The organism is Microbacterium sp. PF5 (assembly GCF_004794315.1).
Lineage (GTDB): Bacteria > Actinomycetota > Actinomycetes > Actinomycetales > Microbacteriaceae > Microbacterium > Microbacterium sufflavum.
This window is the reverse complement of the sequence record NZ_SSDQ01000098.1, coordinates 1-17,197: the sequence shown is the minus strand read 5'-3', so window position 1 is coordinate 17,197 and position 17,197 is coordinate 1. Positions and strand designations below refer to the sequence as shown.

Sequence of the window (17,197 nt, the reverse complement as noted above, 5' to 3'; positions counted from 1 at the left end):
TCCGACAGCGTGCGCAGGTCGGCGAGCAGCGCGCGGCCAGCCACCCGGGCGGCGGCGAGCGCGGCGAGCGAGCGCACGTCGACGGCCTCGGTGTCGGCGCCGGACAGGTGCGCGCGCAGGGCCCGGTCGCGCGCCTCGGTGTGCTGCGCGTCGATCACGGCCCGCGACAGCCGCTGCGCCGCGGCACGCTCCTGGATCTCCCGCACGCGCAGGAGACCGGCCAGCGAGAACGAACGACTCATGCGACCCCCTCGAAGGCGCCGACCAGGGCGTCCAGCCGGCGCCACGACTCCTCGATGTCGCAGGTCTCGTCGAGCGACTGCGTGAGGAAGGCGGAGATCTCCCGCTCGTGCGCGATGGCGGCGTCGATCCGCGGATCCGCTCCCGCGTGATACGCGCCGATGTCGATCAGGTCGGTGGCGCGACGGCGCGCGGCGAGCACGGCCCGCAGCGTCGCGGCGTGCGCCCGGCGCTCGGCCCCGGTGATCTTGCCCGCGACGCGCGACACCGAGCCGAGCACGTCGATCGCGGGGTGGTGGCCGGACAGCGCCAGGGCACGGTCGAGCACCACGTGGCCGTCGAGGATCGAGCGCACGGCGTCGGCGATCGGCTCGTTGTGGTCGTCGCCGTCGACGAGCACGGTGTAGATGCCGGTGATCGACCCGGTGCGGTCGGTGCCGGCGCGCTCCAGCAGCCCGGCGAGGATCGAGAACGTCGACGGCGGGTAGCCGCGCGTGGCCGGGGGCTCGCCCGCCGACAGCCCGATCTCGCGCTGGGCCATCGCCACGCGCGTGAGCGAGTCCATCATGAGGATCGCGTGGGCGCCGTCGTCGCGGAACGCCTCGGCGATGCGCGTGGCCGTGAACGCCGCCCGGATGCGGGCCATGGCCGGCTGGTCCGAGGTCGACACCACCACGACCGACCGGGCGAGGCCGGCAGGTCCGAGGTCGTCCTCGATGAACTCGCGCACCTCGCGTCCGCGTTCGCCGACCAGCGCGATCACGGTGACCTCGGCCTCCGTGCCGCGCGCGATCATCGACAGCAGCGACGACTTGCCCACCCCGGAGCCCGCGAACAGGCCGACGCGCTGACCGCGGCCGACGCTCACGAGCGTGTCCAGGGCGCGCACGCCCAGGGGGAGCGGGGCGGTGATGCGGTCGCGCTCCAGGAGGGAGGGCGTGGCGTGGTCGAGGCTCACGGTGGGGGCGACGAGCGGGCCCTTGCCGTCGATCGGGCGGCCGAGCCCGTCGAGGATCCGCCCGAGGAGCGCTCGTCCGGTGGGCACCCGCACCGGACCGCCGCTGCCGCGGACGGGCGCGCCGACCGTGAGCCCGGCGACCGGGGCGAGCGGCATGCACCGCAGCCCGTCCTCACCCGTGGCCACGACCTCGGCGTCGATGCCGTCGAGCGTCACGACGTCACCCACCGCGCCGTCGAGTCCGCGCACGTGCACGCTGAGCCCGCGTACCCGGGTGACCTCGCCGATGCGCTCGGGTCGTACGGCGTCGCGCACCGCGCCCCAGGCCGTCATGTCGCGCTCCCGTCGAGCGCGCGGCGGGCACGGTCGAGCGCGGCGGAGACCCGGGCGTCGACCACCCCGTGCTCCGGCACCGCGACGGCGTCTCCGCGGTCGAGCGTGGCGTCGGCCACGAGGGTGAAGCCGTGGCCGACCGTCTCGGGGTCGCGCTCCAGCACGCGCAGGTCGTCGGGGTGCACCCGGACGGTGCGGGCGGCCGCGGCCTCCGGGGCGGCGAGCACGCGGCGCAGTGCGGCGGCGGCGGAGGCCCCCGGTTCGCTCAGCTCGGCGGCGAGGATCAGCTCGGCCAGCTCGATCGCATGACGCAGCACCTGCTCGTGGGCGACCGCGGCGAGCTCCTGCTCGCGCGCTGCGATCGATGCGGTGGCCGCGTGGAGGGCGGCCACCGCGGCGGCGGTCTCGTGCGCCCTGGCGGCCTCACGCTGCGCCCGCTGCTCCTCGGCCGCCCTGGCCTCGGTCTCCGCCTGGGCGGCACCCGCGCGGTACCCCTCGGCGTGGCCCTCCGCGTAGCCGCGACGGCGTGCACGCTCCTGCTCGGCGCGGTGGTCGGGGCCGCCGAGCCGCGGGAAGGCCGCGGGGGCGAAGGCGTCAGTAGACATATTCGTCCTCGTCGGCGCGCTGCACCGTGATGTCGCCCGCCGCCTCCAGGGCTCGGATCGTGCGGACGATCTCGGCGCGTGCCTCCTCGACCTGCGACATGCGGACGGGGCCGAGCGTGCGGGCCTCCTCGTCGAGGTTCTCCCTGTTGCGCTCGGAGACGTTGCGGCGGATGAGGTCGACGATGGGCTGCGGGGCTCCCTTGAGGGCCAGCGCGAGCGAGCGGATGTCCATGCCGCGCAGCACGCGCTGCGTGTCCCGGTCGTCGAGCTTGACGATGTCGACGAACGTGAACATGCGCGAGCGGATGTCCTCCGCGAGGGCGCTGTCGCGGTCTTCGATGCTCGCCAGCAGCGCCTTCTCGATCGTCGCCCCGGAGCGGCCGATGATCTCCACGAGCGGCTCGACACCGCCCAGCACCTCCGGGGCGTCGCGCGACGCGAAGCTGCCGGTGCGCGACTTGAGGGCGTCGGCGACGATCGCGATGGCCTCCTGCGACGCGGTGCCCATGGTCGCGATGGCCTGGGCGACGTCGGTGCGGGCGGGGTCGGGGAACGCGGCGAGCACCGCGGCGGCCTGATCCGCGGAGAGGTGGGCGAGCACGAGCGCGACGGTCTGCGGCAGCTCGCCGTCCAGCAGGGTGGCCAGTTGCGCGGGGTCGGCCGAGGTGAGGAACTCGAACGAGGCGCTCATCGAGGTCGAGCCGACGCGGCCCAGCACGGCCGCCGCCCGTTCGGCGCCGAACGACGCCTCCAGCAGTCCGGCCGCGATGTCGCGTCCGCCGCGTGCGGGCGGCAGGTGCCCGGCGGCGATGCGGTGGAACTGTCCGAGTGCCTGCGCCGTCGTGGCGGCGTCGAGGTCCTGCAGCCCGATGATCTCCGCGGCCACCGCCTCCGCCTCGGCCTCGGACAGGTGCTTCATCACCTCCACCGCCTGGGCGCGGTCGAGGTTCATGAGCACGACGGCGGCGGTCTGCCGGTCGGTCAGCCCGGTCACGCGTGCGACCGATCGTCGATGAGGGTGCGCAGCAGCTCGGCCGTGCGCTGCGGGTCCTGCCGGGTGAGGGCGCCGATCTCGGCGCGGCGGCGCTCGAGGCTGACCTGGGCGGGCTCCGGGTCGGGCTCGGGCTCCGGGTCGAGGTCGGGCGCCGGCTCCAGGAACGCCAGCGGGGTGGTCGGGGCCTCCAGCACGGCGGTGGGCGCTTCGGCGGACAGCGCCGACAGGGCGGGCGGCCGGTCGCCGAACAGCTGGTCGAACTCCTCCACGCGTCCGGCCCGACGGCGGGCGCGGATGATGAACGCGGCGATCGCGGCGATCAGGGGGATCGCGATGGCCGCGGCAATGATGACGGTGTTGAGCAGGGCGGCCTGTCGTTCCGCGTTCTCGGCGTCCTTCGCGGCCTGCAGCGCCGCCTGCGCGGACTCGGCGTCGGTCTTGCTGAACGCGACCAGCTCGACGGTGAGGTCGTCACCGCGGGCGCGGTCGATGCCGGCGGCCGTGGACACCAGGTCGCTGAGCTGCGCGGAGCTGAGGTCGCCGCCCGCCCCGGCGTCGACGGCGACCGACACCGACTGCCGCAGCAGCGTGCCGGCCGGGGTCGAGGTGCTCTCGGTGGCCTTGTTGACCGCGTTGGTGCGGCTCTGCTCGGTCGCCGACGACGTGCCGCCGTTCTCGCTGGGCACGGCGATGTTGTCGGGGCCGAGCACGCCGGCCTCCGAGCTCGCGCCGTTCTGCGTCTGGCTGCGGGTCTCCTCGGTCAGCGGCGGGGCGCCCTCGGCCGGGGTGTAGGTCTCCTCGATGCGCTCGTTCACCGACCGGTCGATCTCGGCGACCACCGTGACGGTCGCGTTGCCGGGGCCGACCACCGTGTCGAGCATCTGCTGCACGCTCGCCGTGACGCGTGCCTCGTAGTCGCCCGCCTGCTGGTCGAGGCCGCCCGTCGAGCCGACGCCGACGGCCGACAGCGTGCGCCCGGTCTGGTCGACCACGGCGACGTTCTCCGGCTTCATGCCGCTGACCGCCGCGGAGGTGAGGTGCACGATCGCCTCGACCTGCTTCTGGTCGAGGGTGCTGTTGCCCGCGGTCTCCACGAACACGGAGGCGGTCGCGTCGACGGTCTCCGACACGAACACGCTCTCCTCGGGGATCGCGAGCTGCACGGAGGCGGCGGAGACCCCGTCGATCGCGGAGATCGTGGCGGCGAGCTCGCCCTCGATGGCGCGCTTGTACGTCACCGACTGCTGGAACTCGGAGGTGGTGACGCCCATGTCGTCGAGCAGCGAGTAGCCGGCGCTGTTGGCGCTGGGCAGTCCGGCGGATGCGGCGGCGAGGCGCTGGTCGTACACGTCCTTCTCCGGCACGAGGACGGTGGCGCCGCCGTCGGCGAGCTCGTACGGCACCGACGCGGAGCGGAGCTGCTCGACCACGGCGTTGGCGTCGGTCGCGCTCAGCCCGGAGAACAGCGGGGTGTAGGTGGGGCGGGTGAGCCAGCTCGACAGGGCGATGATGCCGAGGGCGAGCACGGCGACACCGATGATGGCGATGGTGCGCTGGGCGAGCGAGAACCCCGCGATGACACGGCGGATGCGCTGGAACGCACCGGCGACGGCCGGGGGCATCAGGCCTGCATCCGCATGATCTCGTTGAACGCGTCGACGCCCTTGTTGCGCACGGCGGCGACGAGCTCGAGCGTCACGGCCGCGCGCGACGACGCGATCATGGCCGCGTGGATGTCGTCGAGGTCGCCCGTGACCGCGGCGACCTTGAGCGCGTCGGAGTCGGACTGCAGCGAGCGCAGCTCGTCGATCGCGCCCGTGACGCTGTTCGCGAAGGCGGAGCCGTCGGTCGTCTTCGCCCCGGTGACGGGGGAGGTGGTGAGACCGAGGGACGAGGCGACGGCCTCGATTCCGGAGACCGCGCTCATGCGTTGCGTCCGATCTGCAGGGCCGACTCGTAGGTCGTGCGGGCTCGGTCGACGATCGCCGCGCTGGCCTGGTAGCCGCGCTGCGCGAGGATGAGCTGGCTCATCTGGTCGCCGAGGTCGATGTCGGGGTAGCGCACGTAGCCGTTCGCGTCGGCGAGGGGGTGGTCGGGCTGGTGCACGAGGCGGCCCTCGGCGCTGCCCTGCACGGTGCCGGCGACGTAGACGCCCGGCGACTGGGCGCTGGTCTGCGCGAGCACGTAGCGCGCACGGAACGCGGCGCCGTCGGTCGAGCGCACCGTGTTGATGTTGGAGATGTTGTCGCTGATGGCGTCGAGCCACTTGCGGTGCACGGTCAGTCCGGTGCCGGCGATGCCGATCGCGTCGAAGGTCATGAGGTCCTCATCGCGGTGCGCATGGAGGAGAACGAGCCGTTCACGGCCTGCGTCGCGAACTGGTAGCGCAGCATGGTGTCGATGCTGGAGAGGGTCTCGGTGTCGAGGTTGACGTTGTTCCCGTTGAGCCTGGTCGGCTCCAGCGAGGTGCCGACCGTCGCCGACACGCGTCCGTCGCCGCGGGCGATCGAGTCCGCGAGGGCCTCCTCGAACCGCACGCGCTTGGCGTGGTAGTCGGGGGTGTTGATGTTGGCGATGTTGTCGGCGATGGCCCGCTGGCGCAGCGAGAGCCCATCGAGCGCACTCGTGAGTGCGGTGATGGTGACAGAGTCGAACACGAACCGGCTCCCCGTGTGTGGTGGAAATGGCCGATCCCTGGCCGAGTCTTGCGAGCCATCCGTGCTCACGGTGCACTGTCGGCAGGCAGGCCGGGTGCGTTAGGCGGCCGTCAGCCGTCCACGTCGAGGTAGGCCGGTGCGTCGGGTTCGCGCGGTGCCGGTACGCGCCCCACGGCGCCGAGGTGCTGGCGGACGCCGTCGATCTCGTGGCGTACGCGGTCCATGGCCGCGCGCTGGCGGTCGATCACGCGGCGGGCGCGGTCGGCGAGGTGCGCGGGCAGCGGCGCGGGCGGCGGCGTCCAGGGCGGCAGCTCGTGCGTCTCGACGGCTCCGTCGGGTGCGGCGAGGATGCGCTCGGCCTCCTGCTCCAGCCGGTCCAGCAGCTCCTCCCAGGCGTCGGCGCTCACGCGCGGCTCTCCGCGAGCGACCGGGACGCCTCGTGCCAGGCGTCGCGCAGCGGGGCGACGATGCCGTGGCAGGCCCTGGTGCGTTCGGGGTCGCGGCCGATGTTCGCGCCGATGAGCGTCTGACTGAGGAAGACGTAGAGCGAGCGGAGGCCGGCGCTGCCGTTCCACTCGTCGGTGAGCGACGACGACAGTTCGGCGACGATGGCCTGCGCGTGCTGCAGCTGCGCGTTCGCCTCGGCCCAGTCGCCCGCGCGCTGGGCGGTCTCGCCGCGTTCGATGTCGAGCAGCAGGCGGTCGTAGAGCATGGTGACCAGTCGCTCCGGCGGCGCGGAGAGGATGGCGTCCTCGCGGTAGCGCTGCTGGGCGCGCAGGGCGGCGTTCATGCTCACGAGTCCGATCCGGAGCGGCTGCTCGGCAGCGAGTTGATCTGCGACGCCAGGTACGACGATTGCGACTGCATCTGCGACAGCATCACCTCGAGCCGGGCGTAGGTGCGCTCGAGGGTGGCCTTGCGCTGCGCGAGGCGCACGTCCCAGCGCTCCATCTGCTCGCCGAGGCTCTTGACCTCGCTCTCCTGCCCGGTGATGCGGGTGGTGAGCAGTCCGTCGTACTTGTCGGAGAACGACGTCGCGGTCTCCTCGATGCGCGCGGCGACCGCGGAGAAGAGCGCGCCGACCGCATCCGGGTCCTTCGCGAGCTCCTCGGCGAACTTGTCCTCGTCGAACGTGAGCTTGCCGTACATGTCGGTCGAGATGCCGATGGTGGAGGGCGAGACGCCGTCGACCGGGTGCTGCACGGCGTCGGCGAGCGCGGTGCGCATGCCGCGGATGGTGCTGTCGCCGGTGAACACGCCGAGGGTGGTCTTGCCGCCCTGACCGGTGGGGACGGTCGCCTTCGAGCCGTTGTCGATGCGGGTGAAGATGTCGGTCACGAGGGCGATGAACTCGCCGGAGGCCTTGGTGCGGGCGGCCGTGTCGACGGCGACGGTCACGGTGACGGGGGTGGTGGAGGGGGTGGAGACGGTGACGTCGACGCCCTCGAACAGGTCGGTGAAGGTGTTGCTGGTCGAGGTGAGCACCTGCTCGGCGCCGGTTCCTGCCCACAGGCGCACCTGCGCGTCGGTGCCGGTGGCGATCACGGCCGCGCCGGTCTCGGTGGCGACGTCGGTCGCCGTTCCGTTCTGCACGGCGGCGATATCGCCGCGGTACACGCGGAAGCGCCCGGCCTCGCCGGAGTCCTCGGCGCGCAGCTGCAGGCGGTGCAGCGGGTTGCCGTCGGCGTCGCGCCCGGCGGGCACGGCGGTGGCCACGATCCCCGTGTCGGCGTCGTTGATCGCCTGCGCGATGTCCTGGATCGACGCGGAGTCGGCCTGCACCTGCACGCGCTCGCCCGCGGCGTTCTCCAGGGTGAGCACGGGCGGGTCGACGGGCCAGCCGCGCGAGGCGGCGGTGACGACGGTGTGGGTCTGGGCGACGCGGTCGACGACGATGTCGGTGGTGAGCGGGACGGCTCCGGCCCGCAGCGCGACCTTCACGGTGTCGGACGACGAGGTGCCGGTGAAGCGGTCGAGACCACCGGGGGCTGCGGCCTTCTCGGCGGCGGTCGCGAGGTTCTGCACGGCGGTGTTGAGGGTGCGCAGCTGCGTCATGACGGCGTTCTTGTCGTCGATCTTCGCCTTGAGCAGCGTGCGCGGGATCGCGTGCACGTCCATCAGCGCCTTGATGATGTCGGTGGTCTTCAGGCCGGACACGAGGCCGTCGAGCGAGAGCGACATGCGCGATCCCTTCCGTGTGGGGGGAGGGTCCGGGTGACGGACGGCGCCGTCACCCGGACCCCCGGTGCGATTCAGTGCTGCGGTGCGGATCAGCGCAGCAGCTGGAGCACGCCCTGGTTGGCCTGGTTGGCCTGTGCGAGCATCGCCGTTCCCGCCTGCGACAGGATGTTCGCCGACGTGAACTTGACCATCTCGGACGCCATGTCGGTGTCGCGGATGCGGCTCTCGGCGGCGGCGAGGTTCTCGGCCGACACGTTGAGGCTGTTGATGGTCGACTCGAAGCGGTTCTGCAGCGCACCGTAGCCGGCACGTGCGGTCGAGACCGCCTGGATCTGCGTGTCGATGCCCGCCAGAGCAGCGCCGTACGATGCCGCGTCCGTCATGCCCGTCGCGAGCGTCTTGATGTCGGCACCGAGCGTGGCGAAGTTGGTCAGGTTCACCGAGATCTGGTCCTCGGCGGCGACCGCTCCCGCGCCCACCTGGAACGTCAGCGTCGTGCCGCCCGAGAGCAGCTTGATGCCGTTGAAGTTGGTGCTCGCCGCGATCCGGGTGAGCTCGTCGCCCAGGGCGGAGATCTCGGTCTGGATGGCGTTGCGCGACTTCGCGTTGTTCGAGTCGTTCGCGCCCTGGTTGGTCAGGTCGCGAACGCGCTGCAGGATGGAGTGCACTTCGGTCAGGGCGCCTTCTGCGGTCTGGATGACCGAGATGCCGTCCTGGGCGTTGCGGGCCGCGACGTTCAGGCCGTTGACCTGCGAGCGCAGGCCCTCGGAGATCGCGAGACCGGCGGCGTCGTCCGCTGCGCGGTTGATGCGGAAACCGCTCGAGAGCTTCTCGAGCGACTTCGACACGTCGTTCTGCGTGTTGGACAGGTTGCGGTAGGCGTTGAGCGCCGACACGTTGGTGTTGATCTGCATACCCATGAGGGTTTCCTCCGTGATGTGTTGTACGGGGGACCGTCCGTGGTCTCCCGCTCACACCTATCGGCGGAGGAGGCGCGCGCGTTAGGGACGCGGCGTGGTCAGGCGGGGGCCGCGGTGCGGAACACCTCGCCGATGCGGGCGCCGGCGGCCTCGGCGATCCGGCCGAAGTAGGCGTCGCGGGCGGCGGGGGAGATGCGGGTGGAGGCGACGGGCTCCACCGTGCCCTCGGCGAAGTAGCGGTCGAGCGCGTCGCGCAGCAGCCGCACGGCCTCCGATCGCTGCTGCGAGACGGCGGAGTGGGTCACCCCCAGCTCTTCGGCGATCTCCTTCACGGGCCGTTCCTCGATGTACACGGCCAGCACGATGCGGCGCATGCGCTCGGGAAGGGCGGCGATCGCGTGCTCCAGCACCTCGCGGCGCTCCCCGACCAGGGCGGACTCCTCGGGCAGGGGCACGTCGGCGACGAGGTCGCGGGCGGCCGGGTCGTCGATGGTGGAGACGGTGCGCGCGGCGTCGGCGAGTGCTTCCGACACGGCCTCCCTGGGCGAGCCCATGGCCGTCGCGACCTCGGTCACGGTGGCCGTGCGGCCGAGGGCGGCAGTGAGGGTGTCGCGCACGGCGACGGTCTCCTTGATGCGCTTGCGGATGCCGCGGGACGCCCAGTCCATGGAGCGCATCTCGTCGGCGAACGCACCGAGGATGCGGCGCCGGGCGTAGGCGCCGAAGGGGACGCCGAGCGCGGGGTCGTAGGCGTCGGCGGCGGTCACGAGGGCGAGCGCGCCGACGGCGGCGAGCTCTTCGCGGGGGATGTGGGTTGCCCGAGCATGGGTGTCCGCAGCGAGATAGCCGACCAGGGGAAGGTTGGCCTCGACGAGGCGGTTGCGCTCAGCGCGCGACGACATGGGGGATGATCCACCTCTCTGGATGCACTCCGGAAGCTCCATGGCGAGGGGTAGATGCGCATATCACATAATTCGCGATATGTACATGGGGAGAACTAACCACCGCCGTTCCACATAGTAACCTTATGGGCGCGGCGGCCGATAGGGATTAATGAACCGTTAACAGGCGGGTCGATCGCACCGGCGTTGGGGCGGGGGATCGCTGGGGAACAAGGGGATCATGGGAGCCAACGAACTATCGATGCAGCTCTGGCGCGAGCGCGAGCTGCTCGAGATGCTGCTTTTCAAGCTCGACGAGCAGCAACTGCTGCTCGCGGCTGGCCGATCGCACTGGATACAGTTTGCGGCACGCGAGATCGATCAGGTACTCGATCGTCTGCGCAGCGCAGGACTGTCCAGGGCCGTCGAGGTCGCCGGAGTCGCGCAGGAGTGGGGCGCCTCGGACGAGGCGACCATCACGGAGCTCATCGAGCACGCGCCGGAGGGGGCGTGGGCCGACGTGCTCACCGACCACCTGCGCGCGCTCGTGCGGCTGACGGCGGAGGTCGAGCAGATGCGCGACTCCACCGCCGAGCAGCTCAGCGGCGTGCTGCGCGCGACGCAGGAGACCATCGCCGCGCTCGGCCTCGAGAGCGGCGAGTACACCACCCGTGGAGACCGCGCCCGCGAGGACTCCGCCCGCATCATCGACACAGAGATGTGACCGAGAGGGGACCATGTCGACCTTCAGTGGACTGAACACCGCCGCGAGCGGACTCGCCGCGGCACGCCGCGGCATGGACGTCGTCGGACAGAACATCGCCAACCAGAAGACCGAGGGGTACACGCGGCAGCGGGTCGAGACCTCGTCGATCGCCGCCGTCGCCCAGACGGGCCGCTTCAGCATGGGGGCACTCCCCGGCCACGGTGTGTCGATCGACGGCGTCGCCCGGCTCGGTGACGCCCTGCTCGACGCGCGGGTGCGCGACGCCCTCGGCACCTCGGGCTACTGGTCGGCGCGCGCCCTCGCCGCGACCACGGCCGAGGCTGCTCTGGGCGAGCCGACCGACAAGGGCCTCGCCAACCGCCTCACCTCCTTCTGGGCGGGGTGGCAGGAGCTCGCGAACACGCCCGACTCCGGCGCCGCCGCGGCGAGCGTCCTGGAGTCCGCGAAGGAGCTCGCCGCGCACGTGGCCGGCGGCTACCGCACGGTGGCAGCGCAGTGGACGGCCGCACGCGAGTCGGCGGGTCGCGCGGTCGATCAGGTGAATGCGGCCGCCGAGCAGATCGCCGTGCTCAACAGCGAGATCCGCGACGCGCTCGCCGCCGGGCGTTCGGCGAACGAGCTGATGGATCGCCGGACCGTGCTCGCGGAGGATGTCGCCCGCCTCACGGGCGGCACCGGGACCCTGGAGAGCGACGGCACGCTCACGCTGCGCCTCGGCGGCAACGCCCTGGTCTCCGGCGGTGACGCCCGGCGTCTCGCCCTCACCGGGCCGACCGCGATCGAGGCGGGGCAGCGCGTCGGAGTGATCTGGGAGTCGGCACCCGACCTTCCGGTCTCGGTCGACGGCGGCGAGCTGGGCGGCACGCTGTCGGTGCTGGCGCCGGCCGCCGACGGGGGCATGCTCGCGCAGCTCGCCTCGACCTACGACCGTGTGGCGACCGCGCTGGCCGAGTCGCTCAACGCGCAGCACCGGGCCGGTGTCACGGCCTCCGGTCAGCCGGGCGGCGACTTCTTCACCCTCCCGGCGACGGGTTCCGCGGCCCTCGGGCTGCGCGTGGCCGTGACGAGCGCCGACCAGCTGGCCCTGGCGGCTCCGGGCGCGGGGGCGAAGGATGCGAGCAACGCCGATCTCATCTCGCAGATCGGACGGCGCGCCACCTCGCCCGATGCGCTGTGGACCGACCAGGTCACCCGCTTCGGCGTCTCGACCGCGGCCGACGTGCAGCGCGCGAAGGTGTCGGAGTCGGCGGCGGCGGGGGCCATCGGCGCCCAGCAGTCCGTCGCGGCCGTCGACGGCGACGAGGAGACGATCAGCCTCCTCACCTACCAGACCGCGTATCAGGCGGCCGCCCGCGTGCTCACCGCCGTGGACGAGGCCCTCGACGTCCTGATCAACCGCACGGGCGTCGTCGGACGCTGATCGGAGGAGCACCGTGATCTCTCGCGTGACGCAGTCCACCATGACCCAGACGGCCATGCGCCAGTTGCAGGCCAACCTGTCCGAGCTCGCGCGGCTGCAGGACCAGGCGACCTCGCAGAAGGCGTTCGCGGCACCGTCGGACGACCCGACCGCCGCGGCCGCGACCCTGGCGCTGCACGCCGAGCAGCGCCGCACCGAGCAGTACGCCCGCAACATCGACGACGGGCTGGCGTGGGTGACTGCGGCCGACAGCGCCATCACCGCCAGCACCTCGCTGCTGTCCCGCGTGCGCGACCTCACGGCGCAGGGCGCCAACGACGGCGCGCTCGACGCGACCGCCAAAGAGGCCCTGGCGGTGGAGCTGGAGGGCATCAGAGGCGAGCTGCTCGCGCAGGCGAACACCCGTCTGCTCGGCCGCTCCGTGTTCGCCGGCACGTCGGACACCGCGGCCTTCGCGGCCGACTACTCGTACAGCGGCGTCGCGGGCTCCGAGGTCACGCGCCGCGTGTCCGACGCCGCCTCGGTCCGCGTCGACACCGACGGCGCGGCCGTGTTCGGCACGGGGGACGACTCCGTGTTCGCGCTGGTCGACCGCATCGTGGCGGATCTCCGCTCCGGCACCAACGTCGGGCCGCGGCTCGGCGAGATCGACGACCGCCGCACCGCGATGCTCGGGGTGCAGGGCTCGGTCGGCACCCGTCAGTCCCAGATCGAACGCGCCAAGGAGGCGGCCGTGCAGAATTCCGTGTCCCTCGAGTCCCGCCGCGCGGCGGTCGAGGACGTCGACTCCGTGGAGGTCCTCATCCGCCTCCAAGCCCAGGAGCTCGTCTACCGGTCGGCGCTCGCGGTGAACGCCCGCGTGCTGCAGCCCTCGCTGATGGACTTCCTGCGATGACCGCGGCGCTCACCTTCACCGTCCCGCCTCCCGGGCTCGCCCCGCACGTCGACTTCTCGCTCGCGCCGATCGACGGCGCCGACGGGCTGTTCGCGCTGCGGGCCGTGGCCGACGAGGCGCTGCGGCTGTACCTGGTCGACCCGAGCACCGTGCTCGGGGAGTATGCGCCGACGCTGAGCGACGCCCAGGTGGACGACCTGGCACTGCGCTCGCCCGACGATGCCCTGGTGCTCGTGGTCGCGCACCCCTCGGCGGATGGCGTGAGCGTGAACCTCCTGGCGCCCGTGGTCGTGAACCGGACGACGGGCGCGGCTGCCCAGGTCATCCTGGAGGATCAGGACTACCCGGTCAGGGCGCCCCTGGGCTGAGCGGGCGGCCCCTCCTGCACGGCGCCGGAGGGCCCGTGACGACTACCCTGGAGGGGTGATCCTCGCCGTCGACACGTCCCTTGGCACCGCCGTCGCTCTCATCGACCCCGACGGGACGCCGCGGGCCGAGGCGGGCACCGCCGATCCGCTCGGTCATGCGGAGGTGATCGGCGATCTGCTCGCCGGGGTGCTCCGCGACGGAGGCTCCGACGGCATCACCCACGTCGTGTCCGGCATGGGTCCTGGACCGTTCACCGGGCTGCGCATCGGGATCGCCGCCGCCCGCGCGTTCGCCCTCGGCCGCGGCCTGCCCGTGCTGCCGGTCCCGAGCCACACCGCGGCGGCGCTCACGGCCCTGCCGACGCAGTCCGGCCCGTTCGCGATCGTCACCGACGCACGCCGCCGCGAGGTCGCGGTCACGGTGTTCGACGGGCTCGACGACGACGGATTGCCGGTGGTCGTGGCCGACACGGTGCTGGTGCGGGCCGCCGATGCGGACACCCACCTCGACGGCATCCCGCGCGTCGACACGACCGTGCTCTCCGCGGTCGACCTGGCCAGGGCGGGCGCGCGGGCGCTGGCCGCGGGCCGCACGCTCGCCGACGCCGAGCCGCTGTACCTCCGTCACCCCGACGTGACGCTGCCCGGAGCGCCGAAGAAGGTGGGTTCGTGACGCTGCGGGAGGCGGTGCCGGGCGACCTCGACGCGATCATGGCGATCGAGGAGCGGTCGTTCCCCACCGACGCCTGGAGCCGCGAGACCATGGCGAGCGAGCTGTCGAGTCCGCACGGCCGCTATCTGGTCGACGAGGTCGACGGCGAGATCGTGGGGTACGGCGGGGTCAGGGCTCTGCAGGGCGGCGCCGACGCCGACATCCAGACCATCGCCCTGCTCGCGGAGCACCGGGGCCGGGGCCGGGGGCGTGCGCTGCTGCACGCTCTGCTCCGGGCGGCGGCCGCCCGGGGAGCCAGGGAGATGTTCCTCGAGGTGCGGGCCGACAACCCGCCGGCGGAGGGGCTGTACCGGGCCGAGGGCTTCGAGGAGATCGGCAGACGCCCCCGCTACTATCAGCCCGACGACGTCGACGCGATCGTGATGCGTCTGGACCTGCGCCGCCACCCCGCGGTCGCCGATACGCCGGAGGAGGCGAACGCATGAGCGAGCCCCTGGTGCTCGGCATCGAGACGAGCTGCGACGAGACCGGTATCGGGATCGTGCGCGGCCGCACGCTGCTGTCCAACACGATCGCGTCGAGCATGGATGAGCACGCCCGTTACGGCGGCGTCGTGCCGGAGGTCGCGGCTCGTGCGCACCTGGAGGCGCTGCAGCCGGCGATCGACGCCGCGCTCGCCGAGGCCGGGGTGCGCCTGGACCAGCTCGACGCGGTCGCCGTCACGAGCGGTCCGGGACTGGCGGGCGCGCTCATGGTGGGTGTCGGCGCGGCGAAGGGGCTCGCGGTGTCGCTCGACAAGCCGCTGTACGCCGTCAACCACCTGGTCGGTCACATCGCCGCCGACATCCTGACGCCGGAGTCGGAGCCGCTCGAGTACCCGACGATCGCCCTGCTGGTGTCGGGCGGGCACACGTCGCTGCTGCACGTGCGCGACCTCACGACCGATGTCGAGCTGCTGGGCGAGACGGTCGACGATGCGGCGGGCGAGGCGTTCGACAAGGTCGCGCGGCTGCTGTCGCTGCCGTACCCCGGAGGCCCCGAGATCGACAGGGCCGCGGTGGGCGGGGATCCCGAGGCGATCCGGTTCCCGCGCGGGCTGTCCCGGGCGTCCGACCTCGCGAAGCACCGGTACGACTTCTCGTTCTCCGGGCTCAAGACCGCCGTCGCGCGGTGGGTGGAGCGGTTCGAGGCGGAGGCCGCGGCGGCGGGCGACGAGGCCCCGGCGCTGCCCATCGCCGATGTCGCCGCGAGCTTCCGCGAGGCTGTGGTCGATGTGCTCGTCACGAAGGCGCTGGCCGCCTGCGCCGACCTGGGAGTCCCGCGGCTCCTGCTCGGCGGCGGCGTGATCGCGAACCGGCGGCTGCGCGAGGTCGCCCTGGCGCGAGCCGCGGAGGCGGGCGTCACGGTCCGCATCCCGCCGCTGTCGCTGTGCACCGACAACGGCGCGATGATCGCGGCGCTCGCCGCCGAGCTGATCTCGTCTGGTCGTCCGCCGTCGACGCTCGCCTTCGGCGCCGACTCGACCCTGCCGGTGACCGAGATCCAGGTCGCGGAGGCGGTGGCGGTATGAGCGACGTGCCGCGACCGGCGGGAGACGCGACCCCGACGCCCCCTGCGCGACTCGAGCGGGCGAGCGAACAGGTGGACCGTTCGGCGGCGACGGCGCGGATCCCCGGCGCGCGGCGCGACGGATACAGCAAGCTGCCCACGGGTCCGGTCGGCATCGAGCCCGTGGTGGTGAGCGGCCCGGACATCGACCGTCACGAGGATGCGGAGTGGGAGCCGTCGGTCACCGAGCCGGCGCCCGTCGACGACACGCGGCTCGCGCCCTGGGCCCTGCTCGCGGCGATCGTGGCGCTGGGCGCGTCGTTCTTCGTCGGCTGGGGGATCCCGGTCGCGGTGGTCGCGGTGATCGCGGCGATCATGTCGCTGCGGCGTCCGATGGAGAACCGCGCGATCGCGCGCTGGGCGCTCGCTCTCGGCCTGTGCGCGACCGTGTACAGCCTGGCCTGGCTGGTGTGGGCCGGTATGCAGTTCGAGAGGCTCGGCTAGCGATGCCGTCGGCGGGGGGCGACGACGAGCTGCGGGCGCTGCAGCGGAAGGCCTACGCCCGCGATGGCGCCCTCACGGCCGCCGAGGCCGCCCGGCTGGCCGCTCTCGAAGAGCTCCGGCGTGCGGGGCGTGCGGACGCCTCCGGGGTGCCGGCTCGCGATGCCGCGGCATGCGACACCGGCCCGGCTTCCGATGCCAACACGGCCTCGGCATCGGGCGCGGACGCGGTGTCCGGTGGCGGCCCGGGCGACGCGTCGCCGGAGAGTGCAGACGGCTCGGATCCGGGTGCCGGCGTCGACAGCGAGTTTTCGGGGCGCACCGACGCGACGGGCGTCCTCGGGACGCTGCGGAACCGTCGTCCCCTCGTCCTCGCGCTCGCCGCGGTGCTCCTGGTCGCGGTCGGCGTGGGCATCGGCTGGGCGGCGTTCGGCCGATCTGCGGCGCCGGCGGTCGCGCTGACGGCCGAGCAACAGGTGTGGCACAACGACCTCGTCGCCTCAGGCGTCTACGACCCCGGGTCGGTGCGGGCGCTCGCGGTGGAGGACGACGTGGTCATCTGGACGGCGACCCAGGAGCAGCGCGCGCGCATCTGCCTCATCCTCGGGTCGGGGGAGAGCACGATGCCCAGTTGCGGTCCGGCCGAGCAGGTCGAGGAGACCGGGCTGTACGGCTCGCTGACCCTCGGCGCCGACGAGGAGCGGCAGCGGCAGGTCAGCGCGCAGCTGCTGCTGACCGCGAGCGGCGAGGCCGCGGTCGCCGCCGCCTCCTCCGACTACTCGAGCACCGTGACCGGCATCGAGTACGCGAACGACGAGGAGAACGCCACCGCCGAGCGCCTGGCGGAGGACGGGTTCGATCCGAACTCGATCTGGGTGGCCGGGTACGACGGCGATGTTCCGCTGTGGGTGGCCTCGCGGGTCGGCGAGGGACGGCAGTGCCTGATCTACGACGGCTCGACCGCGGAGGCGCCGATGACGTGCGAGGCCGCCGAGACGTTCGGCGAGTACGGACGCGGGCTCACGCTGGAGGTCGCCGATGTGGCCTCGGGCGCGATGACGCGCTACGAGCTGCCGATGGATGCGGGGCCCATGTTCCTGGTGGTCACGCGCGAGGGGGGTGTCGCCGGTGCCGGAGGGGACTGAGACGCCGGACGCCGCGGCGACGCCCGGCACCGAGGGGTCGTGGACCGACGCGGCGGAGCGCGAGCTGCGCGAGCTGGAGCGTCGCGCGTACGGCCGCGGCCCCGGGCTCGACGACGTGCAGGCGCGCCGCCTCCGCGCGCTGCACGACGCC

Annotated in this window: 21 protein-coding genes and 1 pseudogene; 9 read left to right on the top strand and 13 right to left on the bottom strand. The window is 73.0% G+C overall.

Annotation, left to right across the window (positions count from 1 at the left end; all coding sequences use genetic code 11):
- From DW297_RS07790 to DW297_RS07730, 13 genes and pseudogenes are all read right to left on the bottom strand, one after another.
- Positions 1-242, bottom strand: a pseudogene (locus DW297_RS07790) (hypothetical protein); the annotation flags it as partial.
- Positions 239-1,531 (bottom strand): FliI/YscN family ATPase, encoded by a 1,293-nt coding sequence (locus DW297_RS07785; RefSeq protein WP_136031071.1) that lies wholly within the window; start codon positions 1,529-1,531, stop codon positions 239-241. The gene DW297_RS07785 and the pseudogene DW297_RS07790, both read right to left, overlap by 4 nt.
- Positions 1,528-2,136 (bottom strand): FliH/SctL family protein, encoded by a 609-nt coding sequence (locus DW297_RS07780; RefSeq protein ID WP_136031070.1) that lies wholly within the window; start codon positions 2,134-2,136, stop codon positions 1,528-1,530. Before DW297_RS07780 ends, DW297_RS07785 begins: the two co-directional genes overlap by 4 nt.
- A complete protein-coding gene (gene fliG, locus DW297_RS07775; protein ID WP_136031068.1) occupies positions 2,126-3,130 on the bottom strand; it encodes a flagellar motor switch protein FliG in 1,005 nt (334 codons plus the stop codon). The genes DW297_RS07780 and fliG overlap by 11 nt, the downstream gene beginning before the upstream one ends.
- Entirely contained in the window at positions 3,127-4,752 is a 1,626-nt protein-coding gene (gene fliF, locus DW297_RS07770; protein WP_136031066.1) for a flagellar basal-body MS-ring/collar protein FliF, read from the bottom strand. Before fliF ends, fliG begins: the two co-directional genes overlap by 4 nt.
- The gene (fliE, locus tag DW297_RS07765) at positions 4,752-5,057 is read right to left on the bottom strand and encodes a flagellar hook-basal body complex protein FliE (RefSeq protein ID WP_136031064.1); all 306 of its coding nucleotides are present in this window, start codon (positions 5,055-5,057) and stop codon (positions 4,752-4,754) included. Before fliE ends, fliF begins: the two co-directional genes overlap by 1 nt.
- A complete protein-coding gene (locus DW297_RS07760) occupies positions 5,054-5,449 on the bottom strand; it encodes a flagellar basal body rod protein FlgC (RefSeq protein ID WP_136031062.1) in 396 nt (131 codons plus the stop codon). The genes fliE and DW297_RS07760 overlap by 4 nt, the downstream gene beginning before the upstream one ends.
- Positions 5,446-5,787, bottom strand: coding sequence for a flagellar basal body rod protein FlgB (locus DW297_RS07755; RefSeq protein ID WP_136031061.1), 342 nt, complete (start codon positions 5,785-5,787; stop codon positions 5,446-5,448). Before DW297_RS07755 ends, DW297_RS07760 begins: the two co-directional genes overlap by 4 nt.
- A gap of 110 nt (positions 5,788-5,897) precedes the next feature.
- Positions 5,898-6,194 carry a hypothetical protein gene (locus DW297_RS07750; RefSeq protein WP_136031059.1) on the bottom strand — a complete coding sequence of 99 codons (297 nt, stop codon included), beginning with the start codon at positions 6,192-6,194 and terminating at the stop codon, positions 5,898-5,900.
- The gene (gene fliS, locus DW297_RS07745) at positions 6,191-6,577 is read right to left on the bottom strand and encodes a flagellar export chaperone FliS (protein ID WP_136031073.1); all 387 of its coding nucleotides are present in this window, start codon (positions 6,575-6,577) and stop codon (positions 6,191-6,193) included. The genes DW297_RS07750 and fliS overlap by 4 nt, the downstream gene beginning before the upstream one ends.
- Before the next feature lie 2 nt (positions 6,578-6,579).
- Entirely contained in the window at positions 6,580-7,968 is a 1,389-nt protein-coding gene (gene fliD / locus DW297_RS07740) for a flagellar filament capping protein FliD (RefSeq protein ID WP_136031057.1), read from the bottom strand.
- Between the two features lie 89 nt (positions 7,969-8,057).
- Positions 8,058-8,888, bottom strand: a complete 831-nt coding sequence (locus DW297_RS07735; protein ID WP_136031054.1) for a flagellin N-terminal helical domain-containing protein — start codon at positions 8,886-8,888, stop codon at positions 8,058-8,060.
- 98 nt (positions 8,889-8,986) lie between these two features.
- The gene (locus DW297_RS07730; protein ID WP_136031052.1) at positions 8,987-9,790 is read right to left on the bottom strand and encodes a sigma-70 family RNA polymerase sigma factor; all 804 of its coding nucleotides are present in this window, start codon (positions 9,788-9,790) and stop codon (positions 8,987-8,989) included.
- A gap of 220 nt (positions 9,791-10,010) precedes the next feature.
- Between DW297_RS07730 and flgN the strand changes: the two genes are divergently transcribed.
- The 9 genes from flgN to DW297_RS07685 are packed head-to-tail and all read left to right on the top strand — an operon-like array spanning position 10,011 to position 17,046.
- Positions 10,011-10,493: a flagellar export chaperone FlgN gene (gene flgN / locus DW297_RS07725; protein ID WP_136031050.1), complete on the top strand. Its 483-nt coding sequence runs from the start codon at positions 10,011-10,013 to the stop codon at positions 10,491-10,493.
- A 13-nt stretch (positions 10,494-10,506) separates the two neighbouring features.
- The gene (gene flgK / locus DW297_RS07720) at positions 10,507-11,916 is read left to right on the top strand and encodes a flagellar hook-associated protein FlgK (RefSeq protein ID WP_136031048.1); all 1,410 of its coding nucleotides are present in this window, start codon (positions 10,507-10,509) and stop codon (positions 11,914-11,916) included.
- 13 nt (positions 11,917-11,929) lie between these two features.
- Positions 11,930-12,811 (top strand): flagellar hook-associated protein FlgL, encoded by an 882-nt coding sequence (flgL, locus tag DW297_RS07715; protein WP_136031046.1) that lies wholly within the window; start codon positions 11,930-11,932, stop codon positions 12,809-12,811.
- The gene (locus DW297_RS07710; protein ID WP_136031043.1) at positions 12,808-13,179 is read left to right on the top strand and encodes a flagellar assembly protein FliW; all 372 of its coding nucleotides are present in this window, start codon (positions 12,808-12,810) and stop codon (positions 13,177-13,179) included. The genes flgL and DW297_RS07710 overlap by 4 nt, the downstream gene beginning before the upstream one ends.
- A gap of 55 nt (positions 13,180-13,234) precedes the next feature.
- Positions 13,235-13,852 (top strand): tRNA (adenosine(37)-N6)-threonylcarbamoyltransferase complex dimerization subunit type 1 TsaB, encoded by a 618-nt coding sequence (gene tsaB, locus DW297_RS07705; RefSeq protein ID WP_136031041.1) that lies wholly within the window; start codon positions 13,235-13,237, stop codon positions 13,850-13,852.
- Positions 13,849-14,337 carry a ribosomal protein S18-alanine N-acetyltransferase gene (gene rimI, locus DW297_RS07700; RefSeq protein ID WP_136031039.1) on the top strand — a complete coding sequence of 163 codons (489 nt, stop codon included), beginning with the start codon at positions 13,849-13,851 and terminating at the stop codon, positions 14,335-14,337. The genes tsaB and rimI overlap by 4 nt, the downstream gene beginning before the upstream one ends.
- Complete coding sequence (gene tsaD / locus DW297_RS07695; protein ID WP_136031037.1) at positions 14,334-15,422, top strand: tRNA (adenosine(37)-N6)-threonylcarbamoyltransferase complex transferase subunit TsaD; 1,089 nt, start codon at positions 14,334-14,336, stop codon at positions 15,420-15,422. The genes rimI and tsaD overlap by 4 nt, the downstream gene beginning before the upstream one ends.
- The gene (locus tag DW297_RS07690) at positions 15,419-15,904 is read left to right on the top strand and encodes a hypothetical protein (protein WP_136031035.1); all 486 of its coding nucleotides are present in this window, start codon (positions 15,419-15,421) and stop codon (positions 15,902-15,904) included. The genes tsaD and DW297_RS07690 overlap by 4 nt, the downstream gene beginning before the upstream one ends.
- A 2-nt stretch (positions 15,905-15,906) precedes the next feature.
- Complete coding sequence (locus DW297_RS07685) at positions 15,907-17,046, top strand: hypothetical protein (RefSeq protein ID WP_136031033.1); 1,140 nt, start codon at positions 15,907-15,909, stop codon at positions 17,044-17,046.
- Positions 17,047-17,197: the final 151 nt, after the last annotated feature.

Bases quoted from the DNA above. Each gene is read 5' to 3' on its own strand.
- DW297_RS07785 (WP_136031071.1), bottom strand. From the start codon at position 1,531: ATGACGGCCTGGGGCGCGGTGCGCGACGCCGTACGACCCGAGCGCATC.
- tsaD (WP_136031037.1), top strand. From the start codon at position 14,334: ATGAGCGAGCCCCTGGTGCTCGGCATCGAGACGAGCTGCGACGAGACC.
- fliF (WP_136031066.1), bottom strand. From the start codon at position 4,752: ATGCCCCCGGCCGTCGCCGGTGCGTTCCAGCGCATCCGCCGTGTCATC.
- DW297_RS07735 (WP_136031054.1), bottom strand. From the start codon at position 8,888: ATGGGTATGCAGATCAACACCAACGTGTCGGCGCTCAACGCCTACCGC.
- fliE (WP_136031064.1), bottom strand. From the start codon at position 5,057: ATGAGCGCGGTCTCCGGAATCGAGGCCGTCGCCTCGTCCCTCGGTCTC.
- fliD (WP_136031057.1), bottom strand. From the start codon at position 7,968: ATGTCGCTCTCGCTCGACGGCCTCGTGTCCGGCCTGAAGACCACCGAC.
- DW297_RS07780 (WP_136031070.1), bottom strand. From the start codon at position 2,136: ATGTCTACTGACGCCTTCGCCCCCGCGGCCTTCCCGCGGCTCGGCGGC.
- DW297_RS07685 (WP_136031033.1), top strand. From the start codon at position 15,907: ATGCCGTCGGCGGGGGGCGACGACGAGCTGCGGGCGCTGCAGCGGAAG.
- fliS (WP_136031073.1), bottom strand. From the start codon at position 6,577: ATGAACGCCGCCCTGCGCGCCCAGCAGCGCTACCGCGAGGACGCCATC.
- DW297_RS07710 (WP_136031043.1), top strand. From the start codon at position 12,808: ATGACCGCGGCGCTCACCTTCACCGTCCCGCCTCCCGGGCTCGCCCCG.
- DW297_RS07690 (WP_136031035.1), top strand. From the start codon at position 15,419: ATGAGCGACGTGCCGCGACCGGCGGGAGACGCGACCCCGACGCCCCCT.
- DW297_RS07760 (WP_136031062.1), bottom strand. From the start codon at position 5,449: ATGACCTTCGACGCGATCGGCATCGCCGGCACCGGACTGACCGTGCAC.
- flgK (WP_136031048.1), top strand. From the start codon at position 10,507: ATGTCGACCTTCAGTGGACTGAACACCGCCGCGAGCGGACTCGCCGCG.
- DW297_RS07730 (WP_136031052.1), bottom strand. From the start codon at position 9,790: ATGTCGTCGCGCGCTGAGCGCAACCGCCTCGTCGAGGCCAACCTTCCC.
- flgN (WP_136031050.1), top strand. From the start codon at position 10,011: ATGGGAGCCAACGAACTATCGATGCAGCTCTGGCGCGAGCGCGAGCTG.